Source organism: Haliea sp. E17 (assembly GCF_048323675.1).
Taxonomy (GTDB): Bacteria; Pseudomonadota; Gammaproteobacteria; order Pseudomonadales; family Halieaceae; genus Mangrovimicrobium.
This window is the reverse complement of the sequence record NZ_JBLWFK010000006.1, coordinates 37,476-57,437: the sequence shown is the minus strand read 5'-3', so window position 1 is coordinate 57,437 and position 19,962 is coordinate 37,476. Positions and strand designations below refer to the sequence as shown.

Sequence of the window (19,962 nt, the reverse complement as noted above, 5' to 3'; positions counted from 1 at the left end):
CTCCCTTAAAAGACATAATATTATATCAATCAATCTAAGTTGCGAAGTCGTTTCTGCGGCTCGTTGCGGTGACCCTGATGTCGCCCTCTGTGGATGGCTCCGCTGCGCTATCATTGCAGGTCAAGTCCTGCCCTCACCAGGAAGAGTCTTATGAAGAAAGCCTATGTCGATTTGCCCGCGGGGCAGGTGCACTACGTGACCGCGGGTCAGGGCCCCGCACTGATGCTGTTTCACCAGGCGCCGCTGTGCGCGGATGAGTGGGCCGGGGCGATACCCCTGCTGAGCGAACACTTTAGCGTATACGCGCCGGATATGCCGGGACACGGCAATTCCTTCAATCCTGATCGCGAATACGAGATGGAGGACTTCACCGCGACTACCCTGCAGCTCATGGACGCGCTGGGTCTCGAGAGCGCTATCGTCTGCGGCAATCATTCCGGCGGCGCGCTGGCGACCTCGATCGCACTTACCGCACCCGAGCGGGTACGCAAGGCCATCGTCTCCTGTGAAATGCTGCTCTCCGCCGAACACATCAGTGCGTTCCTCGCCGCGCTGGAGGACAAGCCGATGTCGCGGGAATTGCCGATGGACGAGGACGGCGAGTTCCTGTTCGAGGCCTGGGGCCGCTACAAGGCGCTGGCACCGACCGCTGTCGCGCAGACCCGCTTCCTGCCTTTCGTCATCGGCCAGGCCGCAAGGCTGCGTCCCTACGACGCGCACTTTGCCGTGCTGCGCTGGATGTCGAAATCCGCCTGGTTGTCGGCGGTGCAATGTCCCACCCTGGTGGTTGGCGCCGAACACGACATGCTGTTCAAGCAGGAACTGATGGATGCCGCGGCGCAATACACGGTGCAGGGCAGTGCGGTGATCATCCGCGACGCCGGCGCGCTCAGTCCCTTCGAGCAGCCCGAGGCCTGGGCCCGCGCAATTATCGAGTTTGCTCTGGACTGACCCCGGGCGATAGAAAAAGGGGCGGGAGGCCGAGCTCCCGCCCCTTTTTTTAGCGCAGTTTTCGCGAACTATTTTTGCATCAGCACGGTGTCGCCCGATGCGGCGAGCGCTTGCTGCAGTTCCGCCTGCGCTGCTTCATCGTGTTCCGCATAGGCGTGAATCACCAGCAGGGAAATGTCTGCGGCGATTTCCAGTTGCGCCAGTTGCTTCGGTCCCTCGAGCTCGGGGCGGCAGATGGCGCCGCCGAAATAGTGGTCCACGCCTTCCAGCACCAGGCCATAGCGATTGCCGCCGGCGGCGGCCGCCTCGAAGGAATCCAGATGTGGTTCCCAGCCGCTTTCGGTTCCCATGGGGATGTCCCGGGTGCCGGTCTGGATCAGCGCCGGGCGCGCCAGTGTGGCGTAGCCTTCCTTTGAAATCAGCCCGGGCAGGGCGGGCGGCGGTGAGAAGGCAAGCACCACCGAGACCGCGGGATCGGCCAGTGGCCCCTGCAATCCCTCCGGCACGCTGGCTTCGGCGCCACCCAGGGTCAGCGCCAGCAGGGCGCCGTAGCTGTGGCCGGCGGCGATATACGGGGTGTCGCCGAGTTCCTGTGAAAGTGCGCGCATGTCCTCCAGTCGCGCTCCCCAGCTGGCCATCCCGGGGTAATCCTTCTGCTGGGGGTGGTCGGTCGAATCCACGTGCAGGGGGGCGCGCACTTCATAGCCCGCTGCCAGCCAGCGGCTGAGCAGCGGCGCATATTTCCAGGGGGCGGACGCGGCGCCATGAGAGAACAGGATGATGCCGCGAGCGGGCAGTGTGGCTGGTTGCCAGGTCCAGACACTGACCTCGCGACCGTCGACCTCCAGCACCCGCTGGTGGGCGCCTTCCTGGGCCCCGGCCTGCAGCGCGCCCAGGGTCAGGGCCAGGCCGAGCAGCAGCCATCCCGTGAATTTTGTCAGTGTCCGGCTCATGGTGCCTCCCGTGATGGTGAGTTGGCTGGCGGGGCGTAATCAGGGCTCGTCGCGCAGGACGCCGTCCGCTACCAGCTGGTCGATGTCTGCATCGCTGAAACCCGCCGCGTGCAGGGTGGAGCGGGTCTCGCTCGCTTCGACCGGCGGATTGTAGCGCAGGCCGAATTTGTTGCCGCCCATCTCGATGGGCAGCGCCGGCAGTTTTACCTGCGCGCCATCCGGCAGGGTGACATGCAGCAGGCCGTCGGCATTCAGCTGGGGGTCGTCGAACAGGTCCTGGGGGCGGTTGATGGGCGCGTAGGGCAGGCCGGTGGTGTCCAGTTTGGCCATCAGGTCGGCCTTGGACAGCTGGCTGAAGACCGCGCTGATTGCGGGGATGATGCGATCGCGTTGCTCGAAACGGCCGCTGTTTGCCGCGAGGGAGACGTCGCTGGCAAATTCCTGCAGGTCGAAAGCCTCGCAGAACAGGCGCCACTGGGTATCGCTGACCACCGCCACGAAAACCTTGTCGTCGTCGGCGGTTTCGAAGATGTCGTACACACCCCAGGCGGAGCGGCGAATGGACATGGGCGGCGGCGCCTCGCCGGTCACCGCGCACTGGGCCATGTGCTGGCCGACCATGAAGGCGGTGGTTTCGTAAAGGGCGCTGGTGATCTCCTTGCCCTTGCCGGTGTGGTGGCGTTCCTCCAGTGCCGCGAGGATGCCGATGACGCCGAACATGGCGCCGGTGATGTCGATCACCGAGGAGCCCGCCCGCATCGGGCGATCCGGCAGGCCGGTCATGTAGGCCAGGCCGCCCATCATCTGCGCGACTTCGTCGAGGGCGGTGCGGTGTTCATAGGGGCCGCTGAGGAAGCCCTTCAGCGAGCAGTAGATCAGCCCGGGGTGGGACTGGGACAGGGTTGCGTAGTCCAGGCCCATACTCTGCAACGCGCCGGGACGGAAATTCTCGATGACCACGTCCGCCTGGGCGATGAGATCCTTCACTACCTGCAAGCCACCCTCCGACTTGAGGTCCAGGCAGAGGCTGCGCTTGTTGCGGTTGTACATCGGGAAGTAGCCGGCACCGGAGCCCTTGAGGCGCCGGGTGTTGTCGCCCTTGAGCGGTTCGACCTTGATCACCTCGGCGCCGAGGTCGGCGAGGATGACCCCGGTGGCGGGGCCCATGACCATGTGGCTGAGCTCTACTACCTTGATATTCTGGAGGGGGAGGGCTTGCTGGATCGTCATAGTCTGTCTGCCGGATGTCCTGTCGGGTGATTGAATTTCGCGTACCGGAAAACCGGTCCTGCACAAACTTAAAAAATATAATAATATAACATTAGTGTTTGTGGGAAGTGCGGATCACTTTTCGTTTCGAGGCCGGTTGCCGGTCGTAGACATAGAGGAAACAGGACGCAATGGAGCAAGTCGATATTCTGGTGAGTGAGGTAGGGCCGCGGGACGGACTGCAGAGCCTCGCGCAGGTCATGCCCACCCAGGCCAAGTGCGAGTGGATCAGCCTGCTGGCCGCCGCCGGGTTGCGGGAGATTGAAGTGGGCTCGTTCGTGCCTCCCAGTGTACTGCCGCAGATGGCAGACACCGCGGAAATCGTCGCGCACGCACGGACCATTCCCGGTCTCGATGTGGCGGTGCTGGTGCCCAACCTGCGCGGCGCCGAGAATGCCGTTCGTGCCGGTGCCCACAAGATCAGTATCCCGCTGTCGGTCAGCGAGACCCACAGCCTGAAGAACGTGCGCCGCAACCACGCCCAGATGCTGGAGGAAATTGCCGCGATCGCCAGCCTGGTGGCGCAGCAGCCCGCGGAACAGCGCCCTCACTTCGAAGTGGGTCTGTCCACCGCCTTCGGTTGCACCCTCGAAGGGCCGGTATCGGAGGAGTTGGTGGTGCGACTCGCGGTGGCGGCCATCGAAGCGGGTTGTGCGGAGGTGGGACTTTCCGATACCACCGGCTATGCCAACCCGGCCCAGCTGCGACGGCTGGTGAAGAAAGTCTGGGATGCCGTGGGCCGGGACCGCCTGAATGGCGTGCACCTGCACAACACCCGCGGCCAGGGTCTCGCCAATGCGCTGGCGGCGCTGGATATGGGCATCACTACAGTGGATGCCTCCATGGGCGGTATTGGCGGCTGCCCCTTTGCCCCGGGCGCTTCCGGCAACATTGTCACCGAGGACCTGGTATTCCTGGTGGAGGCGATGGGTATGAAAACCGGTATCGACTTCGAGGCGCTGATGCGCGCCCGGGACTTTCTCGCCGCGGCGATGCCCGATGTGGAGATTTACGGCTTCACGCCCGCAGCGGGACTTCCCAGGGGTTTCGAGCGCGCCTGAACGGGCGCGCATATTCCCCGCTTCCCCTGAGTATTGCCTGTCCGCCGGACCGGCAGCGCCGCTGTCCAGCCTCTTCCCCCGGAGCGCGGAAAAGCGTTGACATCTGCGGTCTGGCGAGGGGATTATATAGTCATAAAGATACATTTATATATCATTAGTTATTAATAGTGTTTGCGCCCGTTAGAACACACCATTGAAAAGCCACTGATAGCGATATTCCAAGGGGAGCCACGCTATGCCAACACCATTCAAGCCTCAGCGACTTTTGCTGGCAGCCGCCATTGCCTCTGCGATGCCGGTTGTTGCTCAGGATTCTGCGACGGGAAAAACTGCAAGCGGCGGTATCGAAGAGATCGTTGTAACCGCGCGTAAACGGGATGAATCCATTCAGGATACCCCACTGTCTATACAGGCGTTCAGTGCCGACGCGATTTCCGAGCGCGGCATCGAAAACATGGCCGACCTGACCAAATTCACCCCGGGCCTGAGTTTCAATGGCGGCACCTCGCGAGCCAACAGCGATTTTTCGGTCCGCGGTATGGCCCAGACCTCTGCCACTGGCGATAACCGTCGCGACCTGGTGACCGTTTTCATCGACAACGTACCCTATATTGGCAGCCCCGCGGGTATCGGTGTCGAGGACATCCAGCGGGTTGAGGTGATCAAGGGACCGCAGTCGGCACTCTTCGGTCGCGCCACCTTCGGCGGCGCCATCAGCATGATCACCACCACCCCCGGCAATGAATTCAAGGGCAAGGTTGGCAGCACCATGGCCACCGATAACGACTACCGCCTCTATGGTTCGGTCGAGGGGCCGATCATCGAGGACATGCTGGCCGCACGGGTCACCTTCGATGGCCGTGAATTCGACGGTTTCTACGAGAACCAGCTGGATGGCAGTGACCTCGGCGGCACCGAGCAGCGCTACTATTCCGGCACGGTCGCCTTTACCCCGACTGATGACCTGTCATTCAAGGTGCGCTACAGCAAGCGCGACGACGAGGATACTCCGGCGGCAACCCAGTTGATTGCCCGCTACACGGACTTCAACTGCGGCCCCTTCGTCAATCCGCCCCCGGACCGTTCGCTCTATGGCTTGCCCGCGGGAATGACCCTGGAGCAGGCGAGCATGTTCTACTGCGGCGGCCTGAAAACCCCGGACAGCGATTCGCTGGCCCTCAACTCAAAGGTTCCCGAAGCCTCCGAGTCACTGTTGCCCTTCACCCAGCACAAGCTGAAACTGAAGCACGAACTGCTCTCCGCGAATATGGACTGGTTCTTCCTCGACGGCTACAGCCTGACCGGCACCGTGAGTACCCAGGAGCAGTCGATCGACAACCTGCAGGACTTCGAGCGCACCCCGACTGATCGTTACCAGTCCTACAGCATCAACGAACAGAAGCAGGAAACCTATGAACTGCGCCTGGCCTCGCCTGGCGATGACCGCCTGCAGTGGATGGTGGGTGTTGCCCGGCTCGACGCAGATTTCAATACCGGTGGCGGCTTCATCTACGGTACCGAGTTCGGCCCATCCGCGGGTGGTCCCTTCGGTCCGCTTGCGCTGCAGAAGAACAACACCGAAACCGACTCCATTTTCGGCAGTATCGGGTTCGACATTACCGAGAATCTCAACCTGAGCATCGAGGCGCGTCGCCAGACCGACAAGATCACCAGCGGGGTGGATTCGTCCGGCGAATTCGCCATCGAGACCAAGTCAACCCTGCCGCGCGCGCTGCTGTTGTGGTCGATGAACGAGGAGAACAACTTCTACCTCAACTACGCCGAGGGCAACCAGCCCACCCAGGGCTACTCGGTGTATTTCGAGCTGACCCCGGAAGAACAGGCGGTGGCGCGTGAATACGGCATTTCCGAGTCGGCGCCGGAAGCAATGGTGAAGAACTACGAGATGGGCTGGAAGCACCGCAGCGCAGATGGTCGCTGGTACCTGAACACCTCCGTGTACTTCCTCGAGTGGACGGACCGCCAGGTGCTCGGCGGCATGCAGGTCGACCTGAATGGCGACGGCGTGATCGAGCTCAACGCGGCGCCGGACGGTGAAGTGTTCAACGCAGTGCCGATGGCCGGCGGCGATAGCGAGACCACCGGTATCGAGATCGACGGCGCCTACAGCATCACGTCGAACCTGACCGTTGGCGGCAGCTTCTCCTACGCGGACTCGGAAATTACCAAGTCCCTGAACGACCGCCAGATGCAGATCGTGTTCGGCAAGGAAAACGCCGAGGGCCAGAAGTTCTCGCAGGTACCCGAGACCCAGGCCGCTGCCTACGTGCAGTACGACGACCAGTTCGCCAATGGTCTTGACTGGTTCGTCCGCCTCGATGCGACCTATATCGACAAGCGCTACACCTCGCTGGCCAATATCTCCTGGATCGATCCGCAGACCCTGGCGCACCTGCGCGGCGGAGTGCTCACCGAGTCCTGGGATGTCACCGTTTTCGTCAACAACCTGTTCGACGACGACACCCTGGAGTGGGCCCGCTCCCAGGGCGACAGCGCGGCCGACCCCTACTACTTCCAGCTCTCCGCAGTGGAAGCGGCTATGCCCAATCCGCGCCAGTTCGGCGTGACCATGAACTACCGCTTCTGATCGAGGTGTAGTCCACCTGAACCGGACCGTGGCAGTTGCACTTGCCGCGGTCCGGATTCGCCCCAATCAGGAATTTACTGGAGTTCTGTCGCTATGAAAGATTCGGAAACCATCAGCCGAAGGGCTGTGCTCGGCTCCGGCCTGGGTGTTGCGGCGCTGGCCGCTGCCGGGCTGGGTCATTCCGGCGCACTTTCGGCCGCGGAAACGCCGGCGGGAAGACTCGACCTGGAAGACCCTGCCCTGCGGGCAAAGGTGAGGGCCAAGACCCTGGGCTCGATAGAGGAAGAGTTGGTCTACACCTTTTACCGCCTGCACCTCTACGGCTACCTGCACGATGGCAACCTCGTGCCGTTCTTCACCATGAACAACCTCAACATCACCCGCTGGAAGCCCCTGCCCAACGGCAACTACCTCAGCGTCGGCGCGGAATGCGGCGTGTACTGCAAGTTCGATACCGACGAGGTGCTGGATGTCTGGGAAAACCCGGTCACTGGCGAGAAACGCAAGGTGTGGGATTTTATCGGCGGGCCGCTGAAAGTGGAGATCGGTCCCGATGGGGTCATCACCGGCGGTGTGGCGGAGTTGAGTCCCGAAGTGCTGCGCATGGAGGTCATGGGCGACAAGTTGTTCGTGCCCACAGCCGCCCACATGGCCATGCCCAACCCCTTCGACCCGAAGGAGTGGCCAAAAAGCTCTTCCGGCACCACCCGTTACTGGGATTCACTGCTGGTCGCAGCGGCGGAAGTCAGCGATATCCTCGACCCCTCCCTGAGCATGGCGCCCGCGTTCCTGCAGTTCCAGAACCTCGGCAGCTGGCACCCCTGGCTGGGCCTGGGAGGTCACGCCGGGAGGACCTACGGCAGGGCTTATGGCACCAAGTACCGCACGCTGGACGACCTGCCTTCGGGTGTGTTGAAGGGTATTGAGAAGCGCGTCCCGGAAATTTTCGATTTCGAGTCCTGGAAAGAGCCTCGCCTCGACGTTATCGATTACAAAAAGGCGCGCAAGCCCGAGTAATAGCGCCTGTCTGCTTGCCACGTAAACCGAGGAGGGCTGGTATGGAAGGCTGGAGAATCACCTTTGATGAATTTCGCCGCGGAGTTGACGAATGTCATGGTCGACCGCGCCGGCGTCTTTCTAAACTGACCCCAGCTTGCACTGAAACGACCTGCGACAGCGGGTACGACGGTGCTGTCTCCGGACTCAGCGCCGTCTGCGTACCTCTGGTCAACTCGGCGTACTGGAGACGGATTTTATCGACATTTCTCAGGGTGAAAACGTTATGAAAAACCCCCAGGTCATTGTCGCCGGAGCGGGCCCCGTGGGTACCGTGGCGGCGTACCGGTTGGCGAGTATGGGCATCGACGTGCTGCTGGTGGAGGCGGGCCCTGACTGCGCCCTCGACCTGCGCGCATCGACTTTCCACCCGCCCACGCTGGAAATGCTGGATGAACTGGGCATGGCGGATAAACTCATCGAGAAAGGCCTGAAAGCCCCGGAATACCATTTCCGCGAGCGCGAGAGCGGTGAACTGGTTTCCTTCGACCTCTCCGAACTGGCCGACGAAACCCGCTTTCCCTACCGCCTGCAATGCGAGCAGTACGTGCTGGCCAACATGATGGCCAACGCGCTGGAAGACCATCCCCACGCCGAGGTGCGTTTCAACCAGCGCGTGGTGGCCTTTACCCAGGATGACGAGGGCGTCGAGGTCGCGCTGGAAGGCCCCTTCTCCATCGAGAAAGTGCGTGCCAAATACCTGGTCGCAGCCGACGGCGGCAACTCCATCATCCGCAAATGGCTGGGCGTACAGTTCGACGGTTTCACCTATCCCGAACGTTTCCTGACCCTCTCCACCAAGGTGGAGTTGCGCGATTACATCGACAACCTGGCCTACGTGAATTATGTCTCCGATCCGAAGGAGTGGATGGTGCTGCTGCGGGTGCCCAGCGTCTGGCGCATCCTGGTGCCGGCGAAGGAAGACCAGCCGGATGAGTGGCTGCGCTCGGACGAGAAGAAAAACCAGGTGTTCCGCGACCTGATCGGCCGGGAAGACGTGGAGACCGAGCACCGCACCATCTATCGCGTACACCAGCGGGTGGCGACCCGCTTCGACCACGGCCGCGTCGGCCTGGTGGGCGACGCCGCCCACCTCAACAACCCCCTCGGCGGCTTCGGCATGAACAGCGGCATCCACGATGCCTGGTGCCTGTGCGACAAGATCAAGGCAAACCTCGACAAGGGGCACGACGACGCGCGTTTCGAGGCATTTGACGCTGAACGCCGTCCGGTCACCCACCGCTTTATCCAGGCCCAGACCATGCAGAACAAGAAACTGCTGGAGCACAGCCCGGAGGAAAATCACGCCCTGCGCCTGCAGGAAATGAAAGAAACCCGTGACGACCCCGAACGCCGCCGCGCGTTCCTGCGTCGCCAGGCGATGTACACCAGCCTGGAAGAATCCAGGACCGCAAACTAGGAGATTGGAAAATGCCTGATGCCCTCGGTTACCGTGCAAAATTTGGCGTGCTTGGCCCCTCGACCAACACGATCGTTCAGCCCGATTTCGATGACATGCGCCCGGTGGGCGTCACCAACCACTACAGCCGCATCATCATCCAGAACGCCCAGGCGATTTCCGACGAGTCCTTCATGCAGGGCACGCTGGAAATCGATCGCTGCACCGTGGACGCGGTGAAGGGCGTGCTGACCTGCGCCCCCGACTACCTGGTCATGGGCATGTCGGCGGTGACTTTCTACGGCGGCGCCGAGGGCGCGGCGAAGTGGAAGCAGAACATCGAGGAAGTGTCCGGCCTGCGGATCTCCACCGGCTCCGAGTCCGTGGTTGCCGCGCTCAAGGCCCTGGGCAACTTCAAGAAGGTCTCCTTCCTGTCGCCCTACTTCCCGGTGGCCAACACCGAGGTGAAAAACTTCCTCAGCGACCACGGCTACGAGACTGTCCGCGACGTGCCCCTGCGCCGTCCGAGCTGGACCGCGATCGCGGAAACCACACCGACCATGGTGCGCGAGGCGGTAGCGGAAATCGACGGTGACGAGGTCGAGGCGATCATCCAGGTGGGCACCAACCTGTCGATGGTGAAACAGGCCGCGCAACTGGAACTGGAACTGGGCAAGCCGGTGATCGCGATCAACACCGCGACCTACTGGCACGCGCTGCGCGCCTACGGCATCCCCGATCGCATGTCCGGTTTCGGTCGCCTCCTCGAGGAGCACTGATCCATGCAGTACGATTATGTACCCATGCCCGAACGGGGCCAGCTGCGCTGGCCCGACGGCAAGCGCGTCGCCCTGATCCTCACCTTCAACCTCGAAACCTGGGACCTGGTCAAGGATTACGATCAGCCCTACTACGCGGGCGGACCGGCGATCCTGCCCAACACGCTGCCGGGCAACATTCCCGACTACCCCAACTACAGCTGGCGGGAATACGGCCAGCGCGTGGGCATCTGGCGCCTCTATGACCTGTTCGACGAGCTCGGGGTCAAGGCCAGCTGCACCACCAACGCGGTGACCTTCGAGCGCCGTAACGCCATGGTCCAGGCCTGCCTGGACCGCGGCTGGGAACTGCTGGCGCACAACTACGAGCAGGGTGAATTGCTGACGGACTTCGCCCACGACGAGGCTCGCGAGCGCGAGGTCATTTCCCGCTCCATCGCCATGTACGAGGAGCACGTCGGCCGCCGGCCCATGGGCTGGCTGTCGTCTTCCCTGCGCGGCACCCTGAATACGCCCGCGATCCTGGCGGAGGAAGGGTTCAAGTTCTACTGCGACATCATGAACGACGACCAACCCTTCATGATCCGCACCGACAAGGGCCCGATCGTCTCGGTTCCCTATTCGAACGAGATCAACGACTTCACCATCATCACCCGGCGCAACCACACCACCGACGAGTACCGCGACATCCTGATCGAGGAGCTCGACACCCTCTACCGGGAAGGTGAAACCCAGGCCCGCATCATGAACGTCGGCCTGCACCCGCATGTATCCGGTCGTGCCTACCGGGTGCGCGCGCTGCGTGAGTTTATCGAGCACGCCAAGTCGCTGCCCGGCGTGTGGTGGGCGACCCGCGAGGAAATTGCCGAGTGGTACCTGCAGTGCCACGAGGAACATATACCAGGGCAGTTAAGTTAACTGCATGTTTGCCCGGGTCTCCATGCCCGGGCTTTTTTTTGCCTATCAAAAAGGAGTGACAGAACATGGCGACCTGGATGATTACCGGTGCCAATCGCGGTATCGGCCTGGAGTACGTACGCCAGCTGCTCGCAGGGGGGCAGCAGGTGATCGCCACGGCGCGTGCGCCCGAACAGGCCGACGCGCTGGCGGTGTTGCAGTCGGCACATCCCGGGCAGTTGCGCATTTGCGCCCTGGAAGCCGGCAGCGCCGACTCGGTGGCCGCGCTGGCGCAGGCGCTGGCGGGCGAACCGATCGATGTACTGGTCAACAATGCCGGCATGTACGGCGGCAGCTGGGCGACGGATGCCGCGGCCCAGTCGGTGGTGGGGATGGATTACGCGCTGTGGGAGGAGATTTTCCGCATCAATACCATCGCGCCCTTTCGTATCACCATGGCCCTGGCGCCGCAGCTGCAGCTCGCCGCACAGCCGCTGGTGGTGATGATGTCCTCCGACCTCGGCTCCATCGCCAACAATACCCAGGGACAGAGCTACGCCTATCGCAGCAGCAAGGCGGCCCTGAATATGGTGACCAGGGGGCTTTCCCACGACCTGGCCGGGCAGGGTATCAGCGTGGTTTCCATGGCCCCGGGCTGGACGCAGACAGATCTTGGCGGCGCTGACGCCCAGTGGCCGGTAGTGGAGAGCGTCAGCCGGCAGCTGCAGGTGATCGCCGGCCTCGGCCCGGACGATAGCGGCCGCTTTATCAACCTGCTGGGCGAGGAAGTCGCCTGGTAGGCACTTCGCCGAAAGCCTGGCCGGTGACGGATCGGTAATAAAAAACCCGGTCGGGAATTTCCCGACCGGGTTTTTTTGTTCGGGCGCGGTTTATACCACGGCGCAGATGGTCTTCCACTCGAGGTAGTTGTCCATCGCCAGCTGGCCGCTTTCGCGCCCATAGCCGGACTGTTTCATGCCGCCGATGGGCAGGGAGGCGTCGAACATCGAGTGGGTGTTGATCCAGACCGTACCGGCCTTCACCGCCCGCGACAGGCGCTGGGCGCTGGACAGGTCCCGGGTCCACAGGCTGCCGGCGAGGCCGTACTCGCTGTCGTTGGCCCAGGCGATGGCCTCGTCGATGTCGTCGTAGGGTTCGGCTACCAGTACCGGGCCGAAGACCTCGTCGCAGTGCACCGGCATGTCGTTGCGGGTGCCGGTGATCACCGTCGGCGTGATGAAAGTGCCGTTGGGGCCCAGCTGTTCACCGCCACACAGGACCGAGGCGCCGTCGCGTTTTGCACCGTCGATAAAGGACAGCACCCGGTCGGCCTGTGCCTTCGATACCAGCGGTCCCATCTGGGTGGCCTGGTCGAGGCCGTGCCCCAGCTGCATGTTGCGGCCGTAGTCGGCGATGCCCTCGACGACCTGGTCGAAGATGGAACGGTGGATATAGGCCCGGGAGTTGGCCACGCAAACCTGGCCGCCGTTAAAGAAGATGCCGTTGGCGACGCCGGGAATGGTGATGTCGAGCTCGGCGTCGGGCAATACGATCGCCGGCGACTTGCCGCCCAGTTCCAGGGTGACGCGCTTCAGGTTCGAGCCGCTGGCGGCGAGCACCGCCCGGCCGGTGGCGGTCGAGCCGGTGAAAGCGACCTTGTCGACGCCGGGATGCGCCGCCAGCGCTGCGCCCGCAGTGCGGCCGTCGCCGGTGATGACGTTGAGGACACCCGCGGGCAGTCCCGCTTCGTGGATCAGCTCACACAGGCGCAGCGCGCTGAGGGAGGTCAGTTCGGCGGGCTTCAGCACCACGCTGCAGCCGGCGGCGAAGGCCGGGGCCAGTTTCATCGCGGTGAGCACCAGCGGTGAATTCCACGGGGTGATCGCCGCCACCACGCCCACCGGCTCGCGCACCGTCCAGGCCTGCACCTGCTTGCCCTGGGGCTGGTAGTTCACCGAGGTGGTAATGGTGCGCCCCTCGATGCTCATGGCCTGGCCGGCGAAGTAGCGGAACTGGTTGGCGGCGGCGGGGATTTCCGCCCAGCGGGCCACCGCCCAGGCCTTGCCCTGGTCGAGAATTTCGAGCTCGGCGAGTTCGTCGATGTGGGCCTCGATTTTTTCCGCGATGCGAATCAGCAGGGTGCTGCGCTCGATCGGTGTCATGCTCGCCCAGGGACCGCTGAGGGCATTGCGGGCGGCGGCCACGGCGCGGTCGATGTCCGCGGCACTGGCGTTGCTGATCCGGGCCAGGACCTGGCCGGTGGCCGGGTCGCAGGTGTCGATATATTCCCCGCTACTTCCCGGCGTGTACTCGCCGTTGATGAACAGCTGGCGTTCCCCGGCAGTGGTGAGAAGTGCCCTGGCGAGCTCGCTGCCGGGGGTGGGGGCGGTGATCTGCTGGAGATGCTGGTAGCTCATGGTGCTCCGGAATATATCGGCAAGGTGGTTCTGGAATTGCCGGGCCGCTGCCGGGCCCGGCGCGCGGCTTACTTGACCGCGATATCCTCGATGGTCTGGTCGTAGCTCTCCCGGGTTTCGGCATTGGCGGCCTCGTTGGCCTCCTTGCGCGCCAGGTAGAACAGGCGGTCGAAGAAACCCTGGCGCCAGCTTTCGCGGCTGCGCAGTGCGTCCTCGTCCAGTTCCAGCGCGTCGATGCCGGCGGCCAGGTCGATGCCGTTGGCTTTGGCCACGCGTTCGGCGGCGTCCAGGCGGTCCCGCAGTACGGTCAGTTCGCTGGCCAGTACCATGACCATGGAGGTGAGGTTGTCGAGGCCCTCGGCGGCGTAGAACGCCGGGCGCTTGCCGCGCGAGTCCTTGATCACGTGGGGGCGGTTGTCGGTTGTCTCGGACATCATGCGGCCTCGTGCTTGCGTTGGGGTTTGTGGGCGATGAGAACTTCCCAGCCGCCGCCGGGCGCGAATTCGCCCGCGGTAAAGTCGCGGTCGGCGACCTCGCCGGTGGACGCGGCGTCGTAGCCGGCGGACTGGGCGTTGAACTCCATGACTGCCATCGGCGCGGTGTCGAAGCGCACCTGCTCGCGGGGGAAGCCGGCCTTTTCCGCCAGTTCGATCTGGTCCATGTCGCGCATGGCGCCCCAGAAGGGTTCGTTGTTGTACCAGGTTTCGTTGTCGAGGATGAACTGGGTAAAGGGGTCCATCAGGTCGAAGGGCGGCAGGTCGGCGTGGATCATCAGGCCGCCCGGGGCCAGCAGGCGCTCGCACTCGTTGAAGATGCGCGGCATGGCCTTGCCACTGGTCTCGTGCAGCAGGATGTGGCTGACCACCAGGTCGAAATAGCCGTCTTCGAAGCGGGTTTCCTCGGCGTTCATCTGGGCGAAGTTGACCGGCTTGCCCATGGCCTCGGCGCGGGCGTGGGCGTAGCGCACCACTGGCGCGCCGACGTCGATACCCCAGATCTCCGCCTCGGGGAAGTACTCCCGGTAGGGCAGGGTGGAGTGGCCCACGGTGCAGCCCATGTCGAGGATGCGGCGCGGCTTGAAGTCGGGCATGTTGCGCTTCAGGTAATTACACACCGAGCGACCCATGTCATCGTTGTTGGGGCCGGTGTAGCCCATGGTGTAGAGGTAGACACCGCGATCGTAAAGCACACCGGCGGCGACGTCATCGGTGGTGACCTCGGCGCAGTAGCCCCCGGGCATGCAGTGGATATCCAGTGCGCTGACGTAGCGCGGCGGCTCGAAGCCCCCGGGGATGTCCAGTTCAGCGGAGGAAGCGGCCGAATAGGCGCGGGCCTTTTCAATCAGCTCCGGCAGCTGGCGCTCGATACTGACGTTGGTGGACTCCCAGAGCAGTTCCTGGGCGATCCGGTTGATCGAGGCGTAGAGCTGGAAGTAGGGGTCCCTGACCATCGCCTTGCGGATGTCGTGGCGGTTCTCCGGCGCCCTGCCGTTTTCGCGCTCGAAATTCTTCGCCACCCGCTTCTGGTAGACGGGTTCCAGGCCCGGCAGCAGCTGCGCCTGGATGAAGCCCTTCAGGCTCTTGGCGAATTCCTGCCGGGAGGCCTCGTCGTGGGTGGTCTCGGGCAGCATTCCATGGGGTGCCTGCTGAAAGCAATTGAGCATAGCGGTGCTCCTTGTCGGGCGATGCCGGCGGGCCTTGAACACCCTGCGGGATCGCGGGTTCGCGTCGCGGTTTACCGATTCTATAAACGGACTCGCGGCTTTCACATTGACAAATATCATGCCGGGAAAACGCTCCGGTGATTCCGGCGGGCTGGATTTGATATATAGATAAAAATCTATATAAAAGATAAATAAAATCTATTTTAATCTATTTAGTGTTCCGCGGTAGTCTGGCTGCACTGTTCATCGCCAGGCCACGATTCAGGAGGCAGCATGCGACCCCACGTTGAAATGATCGACGAGAAAGACCTTATCTTCCACCCCGCGGAACTCATGGGCGCGACCGGCACCGCCCGCCAGCGCAACCTCAGCTACGACGAGGAAGACGGATCTGCTTCGCTGAAAGTGCACTTCGACACCGACTGGAGCCGCCCCTCCGGCGTGCACGTGGCCCAGACCGAGTGGTATGTGCTCAAGGGCGAAGTAAAAATCGGCGACGAAATCCTCGGTGAGGGCGGTTACTGGTGTACCCCCAAAGGCGTGCTGTGCCCGGCGCTGGAAGTAAAGGCCGATACCGAAATCCTGCTGTTCCGCGAATACGGCGACTGGACCTTCATCCCCTCGGACAAGGACGCCGACGACGTGGTTGAAGGCTGCGAACTGGTCATCAAGCGCACCGACGAGATGGAGTGGATCGACGTCGAGCAGGGCAGTCCCATGCGTTTCGACCTCGGCGGCACTCCGGTGCCCGGCCTGTTTATCAAGCTCCTCTACCGCGACCCGAAGACCGGCTTCTACACCCGCCTGATCAAGGCCAAGCCGAACTGGCGCGAACACCCCCTGGCCCACCACCCCGTGTTCGAGGAGGCCTATACCCTGGAGGGGTCCTTCGACTTCAACTTCGGCGAGCAGTGGCCCGGTGTCTACTTCTTCCGTCCGGCACTGGTGCGCCACGGCGACTTTACCGCGGGCCCCGAAGGCACTGTCTGGCTGCTGCGCTGTGACGGCGACCTCGTCGACTGGTACACCGAGAACGGCTCCATGGAAATGAAGGGCGACCCGGTCAACTGGGGCCCGGACTACCCGCACACCCAGGCGCCGGTGCCGCTGCAGCCGGTTCGCTCGCGGTCGGTCGGGCCGATGAAAGACCCCTACTACAGCTGAGTCGGGTCTGGCGCGTTCGCTGCGGCGGACGCCATGCACAATCCAGTGGGGGCTTCGGCCCCCCTTTTTTTTGTGGCTGTGCACTCCGCTCAGCGGGTGGGAAGCTTGGGTCGCTGGTGCTGTTCCCAGTACAATGTCGCCTCGCGGTACATGGCCCGGCCCTCGTCGAGCAAATACTGGCGACAGGTCTCCGCGACCACCGAAAAGGTCTTGCCCCGGCGAAATACCAGGTTCCAGTGGTCGAGCAGGGGAAAACCGGCCACCGGCAGTTGCACCAGCTCCCGCTGGTCGCCCTCGTCCAGGCACAGGCTGGGTACGATGGCCAGGCCCATGCGCGCCAGCACTGCGTGCTTGATGCCCTCGTTGCTGGCGATGGTCAGCTGGTGGCGCAGGGAGTAGCCGAGCCGCTGGAGGTGATGCTCCACGGCGATCCGGGTTCCGGCGCCTTCCTCACGGACGATAAACAGCTCATCCGCAATGTCTTCCCAGCGCAGCCGTTGCCGCGTGGCCAGGGGGTGACCTTTGGGCGCGATGACCACCAGGTGGTTCTCGCCAAGTTCGGTGAGTTCGACGTCGGTATCGGTCGGCGGGAAGCCGAAAATATAGAGGTCATCCAGATTGTTCTTCAGCCGAGCGGAGAGTTCTTCGCGGTTACCGACATTGAAGGCGACTTCGATGGAGGGGTAGCGCCGGTAGAACGGGCCGAGCAGATGCGGCGCGAAGTACTCCGCCGAGCTGACAATGCCAATGCTCAGGCGGCCCTTGTGCATGCCGCGCAGCTGGTCCAGGGCCATCTCCAGTCGGTCGGTGCAGTCGAAGATCTCCCGGGCGTGCTGCAGCACCAGTTCGCCGGCGTGGGTGAGTGCCAGGCGGCGCCCGGACAGGTCGTAGAGCGGTGCCCCGATATTGTCGGCGAGCTTTTTCATCTGCATGGAAACCGTGGGCTGGCTGAGGTGCAGCCTGTCAGCCGCTGCGGCGATACCGCCGGATTCGGCGATCGCCATCAGGATTTCCAGTTGCCGGAAAGTGCCAATGCGGGCGGGGAGTCGGCTGCTGCTCATCCGGCGCTCCCGGAGGCGTTCTGGTCAGGGCTTGTCATACGGCGTTGGCGTTTCCACGATTCCTGCGGGGGTGGGCAACTGGGGTCAATTATAGGCGCGATTCGGGCGGCGGGGAGAACACCGGCCCTGAATCGCCGGGAGATTGCGCAGAAAAACCACTTGCCTGCCATAAAAATATAATGTACTAATAATATAACATTAGTGTTAAGGTCTCGAGCAAGGCAGCCAGACTGTGAAGAAGACCAGCCAAACCGCAAGAAGAACTGGGCTCGTTGACGGCGTTCGCGAGTCACTCAGAGTGCATTGAAAATCGAATTGGGGGTTATCCTGAAATGTTACGTAAACCAGTAGTTAAGATAGTGCCCGGCACCCTGGGGGCGCTGGCTTCGGTATTTGCCTTCAGCAGCGCAGCGCCGGTATACGCGCAGAGCGCGATCGAGGAAATTGTGGTTACTGCCCGGAAACGGGAAGAGAAACTCGCGGACATTCCAGTGGCGGTATCCGCGGTTTCCGCCGACGATATCGAGAAACGCGGCCTCGTGGCCATTGCCGACCTGGCGGATACCACGCCGGGTTTTGTCGTCTCGGACAACTTCAGCGGCAAGACCGACCGTACGGTGCAGACGTTCACCCTGCGCGGTTTCTCACCCAGCAGCGGAGTGGAAACCACCGTTTCCATGTTCATCGACGGCGTGCCGGTCTCTTCCACCACCGCGATTTCCTCTATCGGCACCCCGGAGCGCGTGGAAATCCTGCGCGGGCCACAGAGCGCCTACTTCGGCCGGAACACCTTCGCCGGTGCGATCAATATCGTCAACCGGACACCTGCCGACGAATGGGGCGGGTCGATCGACCTGACCCTCGGCAAGTACGAGTACTACCGCATGCGTGGTGAGGTCGAAGGACCGCTGATCGAGGACGTGCTCAAATTCCGCGCCTCCGCTGAGCAGTACTCGAAGGAAGGCGCCTGGGATAACCACTTTGTCGATGGTGGCACCCTCGGCGACCAGGAAACCACCATGGGTAACCTGTACATCGAGTTGACGCCCACTGACAACCTCACCATCAAGGCCTTCGGTTTCCTGTCCGACGACGAAGACGGTCCGGCGGCATCTGCGTTCGAATCCGCTGTCGACATCTCCGATTTCTACGGCAACCTACTGGTACACGGCCAGCCCAACTGTGAGCTCAACGGCAACCCCTACTTCTGCGGCACCCCGAAGGACAAGGCCGACCCGCTCAGCTACAACACCAAGGCCACTGACGACGTCAAGGCGCTGCTGAAAAAGTCCACCAACCGCCTGACCGACACCGACATGCTCGATGACTACGGTATGCATCGCCAGTACCGGCACGGCCATGTCACCGTGGACTGGGATCTCGGCGACAGCGGTTTCTCCGTGTCTTCGCTGACCGGCTACAACCAGGAAGAGTGGATCCTCCTCAACGATATCGACCACTACGGCAGCGACGCTTTCAACTATGGCTTCCTGGTCGAGAGAAAGCAGGACGATTTCTCCCAGGAACTGCGCCTGAACTACGATGAAGGCGGCAAGTTCCGCGGTACTGTGGGTGCGAGTTACCTGGATGCGAGCACCGAAAGCACCCTGACCACGCTCCTGTCTTTCCTGCCGGCGCCGGATTCGGTAACTCCCAGCGGGGAAAACCAGGCGGAAACCCTGGGCCTGTTCTTCGGTGCGAGCTACGAAATCACCGACGCCCTCACCGCCAGCATCGAAGGCCGCTACCAGGAAGATACCCTGACTGCGCTGGATGTTTCCGGCAAGAAGATCCTGTCGAAGGAGTTCACCAACTTCCTGCCCCGTTTCATCCTGGACTACGAGGTATCCGACGACCTGATGGTCTACGGCTCCTATTCCGAGGGTGTGAACCCCTCTGCCTTCAACCTGGGGCTGCTCTCGCAGAGCGATTACCTGCAGGAACTGGCCGCGGAAGCGGGTATCACCCTGACCGTCGATCCTGAGGAAGTGCAGAACTACGAGCTGGGCGCCAAGGGTTCCCTGTTCGGCGGCACTCTGAACTACGCTGTAGCGGCCTACTATGCCAACTGGAAGAAGCAGATCAACCGGATCAATATCGTTGTGGTCGAGCCCGGTGGTGAAACAGCGACATCGTTCTCCGGCGTGGGCAACACCGGTGAGGTCGACCTCTATGGTCTCGAACTGGAAGCCTACTGGTCTGCAACCGACAATATCAATGTCAATGTGGCCGCCGCCTACACCGGTTCCGACATCAAGTCGTTCAACAACGCCCAGCTGACCTCCCTGACCGGCATCAGCGACTTCTCCGGCCAGGAGCAGCCCGGTGTCTCCGAGTACTCCGGTAACATCGGCGTCCAGTATGACGGCGTCCTGCCCTTTGAAGGTGCCCAGCCCTGGTTCGCCCGCGCCGACTACATCTACAAGTCCGGCATGTGGTCCAACCCGGCGAACTTCCTCAAGACCGATGACATCCAGCGCGTGAACCTGCGTGGCGGGGTCACCTTCGGCAACCTGCAGCTGCAGGCCTACGTGGACAACGTATTCGACAACGACAGCTACACCACGTCGTACGACTACTTCGCGTTTGACGCCTCATTTGCCTACTTTGGTAACCACTCCGGCATTGTCTACGGTCTCGCCCAGCCGAGAACCTACGGCGTTGAAGCCAAGTACACCTTCTGA

General features: G+C 62.6%; 16 protein-coding genes. 10 read left to right on the top strand and 6 right to left on the bottom strand.

Annotated features, from left to right (window positions below; translation table 11 throughout):
* The first annotated feature begins 150 nt into the window (after positions 1–150).
* A complete protein-coding gene (locus tag ACNKU3_RS16320; RefSeq protein ID WP_418260607.1) occupies positions 151–951 on the top strand; it encodes an alpha/beta fold hydrolase in 801 nt (266 codons plus the stop codon).
* 68 nt (positions 952–1,019) lie between these two features.
* Here ACNKU3_RS16320 and ACNKU3_RS16315 read toward each other — a convergent pair whose 3' ends face one another.
* Together ACNKU3_RS16315 and ACNKU3_RS16310 are read right to left on the bottom strand one after the other, a co-directional pair.
* Entirely contained in the window at positions 1,020–1,904 is an 885-nt protein-coding gene (locus ACNKU3_RS16315) for an alpha/beta hydrolase family protein (protein WP_418260606.1), read from the bottom strand.
* 39 nt (positions 1,905–1,943) lie between these two features.
* Positions 1,944–3,134, bottom strand: a complete 1,191-nt coding sequence (locus tag ACNKU3_RS16310) for a CaiB/BaiF CoA transferase family protein (RefSeq protein ID WP_418260605.1) — start codon at positions 3,132–3,134, stop codon at positions 1,944–1,946.
* Positions 3,135–3,304: 170 nt separating this feature from the next.
* Here ACNKU3_RS16310 and ACNKU3_RS16305 point away from each other — a divergent pair, with 170 nt between their 5' ends.
* The 7 genes from ACNKU3_RS16305 to ACNKU3_RS16275 all read left to right on the top strand — a co-directional run bounded on the left by ACNKU3_RS16305 (position 3,305) and on the right by ACNKU3_RS16275 (position 11,773).
* Positions 3,305–4,234, top strand: coding sequence for a hydroxymethylglutaryl-CoA lyase (locus ACNKU3_RS16305; RefSeq protein WP_418260604.1), 930 nt, complete (start codon positions 3,305–3,307; stop codon positions 4,232–4,234).
* 235 nt (positions 4,235–4,469) lie between these two features.
* Positions 4,470–6,842, top strand: coding sequence for a TonB-dependent receptor (locus ACNKU3_RS16300; RefSeq protein ID WP_418260603.1), 2,373 nt, complete (start codon positions 4,470–4,472; stop codon positions 6,840–6,842).
* Between the two features lie 93 nt (positions 6,843–6,935).
* Positions 6,936–7,859, top strand: a complete 924-nt coding sequence (locus tag ACNKU3_RS16295) for a DUF1838 family protein (protein WP_418260602.1) — start codon at positions 6,936–6,938, stop codon at positions 7,857–7,859.
* 265 nt (positions 7,860–8,124) lie between these two features.
* The gene (locus tag ACNKU3_RS16290) at positions 8,125–9,318 is read left to right on the top strand and encodes an FAD-dependent oxidoreductase (protein ID WP_418260601.1); all 1,194 of its coding nucleotides are present in this window, start codon (positions 8,125–8,127) and stop codon (positions 9,316–9,318) included.
* A gap of 11 nt (positions 9,319–9,329) precedes the next feature.
* Positions 9,330–10,076, top strand: a complete 747-nt coding sequence (locus ACNKU3_RS16285; RefSeq protein WP_418260600.1) for an Asp/Glu racemase — start codon at positions 9,330–9,332, stop codon at positions 10,074–10,076.
* Positions 10,077–10,079: 3 nt separating this feature from the next.
* Entirely contained in the window at positions 10,080–10,994 is a 915-nt protein-coding gene (locus tag ACNKU3_RS16280; RefSeq protein WP_418260599.1) for a hypothetical protein, read from the top strand.
* Between the two features lie 65 nt (positions 10,995–11,059).
* A complete protein-coding gene (locus tag ACNKU3_RS16275) occupies positions 11,060–11,773 on the top strand; it encodes an SDR family oxidoreductase (protein ID WP_418260598.1) in 714 nt (237 codons plus the stop codon).
* Positions 11,774–11,863: 90 nt separating this feature from the next.
* On the opposite strand, the gene ACNKU3_RS16270 is transcribed toward ACNKU3_RS16275, so the two are convergent.
* From ACNKU3_RS16270 to ACNKU3_RS16260, 3 genes are all read right to left on the bottom strand, one after another.
* Complete coding sequence (locus tag ACNKU3_RS16270; protein ID WP_418260597.1) at positions 11,864–13,390, bottom strand: aldehyde dehydrogenase family protein; 1,527 nt, start codon at positions 13,388–13,390, stop codon at positions 11,864–11,866.
* Between the two features lie 68 nt (positions 13,391–13,458).
* Positions 13,459–13,827, bottom strand: a complete 369-nt coding sequence (locus ACNKU3_RS16265) for a hypothetical protein (RefSeq protein WP_418260595.1) — start codon at positions 13,825–13,827, stop codon at positions 13,459–13,461.
* Positions 13,824–15,053 carry a class I SAM-dependent methyltransferase gene (locus ACNKU3_RS16260; RefSeq protein WP_418260594.1) on the bottom strand — a complete coding sequence of 410 codons (1,230 nt, stop codon included), beginning with the start codon at positions 15,051–15,053 and terminating at the stop codon, positions 13,824–13,826. The genes ACNKU3_RS16265 and ACNKU3_RS16260 overlap by 4 nt, the downstream gene beginning before the upstream one ends.
* 273 nt (positions 15,054–15,326) lie before the next feature.
* Here ACNKU3_RS16260 and ACNKU3_RS16255 point away from each other — a divergent pair, with 273 nt between their 5' ends.
* The gene (locus tag ACNKU3_RS16255) at positions 15,327–16,217 is read left to right on the top strand and encodes a DUF4437 domain-containing protein (RefSeq protein WP_418260593.1); all 891 of its coding nucleotides are present in this window, start codon (positions 15,327–15,329) and stop codon (positions 16,215–16,217) included.
* 89 nt (positions 16,218–16,306) lie between these two features.
* Here ACNKU3_RS16255 and ACNKU3_RS16250 read toward each other — a convergent pair whose 3' ends face one another.
* On the bottom strand, positions 16,307–17,278 hold the full coding sequence (locus tag ACNKU3_RS16250; RefSeq protein ID WP_418260592.1) for a LysR family transcriptional regulator: 972 nt from the start codon (positions 17,276–17,278) through the stop codon (positions 16,307–16,309).
* Between the two features lie 332 nt (positions 17,279–17,610).
* Between ACNKU3_RS16250 and ACNKU3_RS16245 the strand changes: the two genes are divergently transcribed.
* The gene (locus tag ACNKU3_RS16245) at positions 17,611–19,962 is read left to right on the top strand and encodes a TonB-dependent receptor (RefSeq protein ID WP_418260591.1); all 2,352 of its coding nucleotides are present in this window, start codon (positions 17,611–17,613) and stop codon (positions 19,960–19,962) included.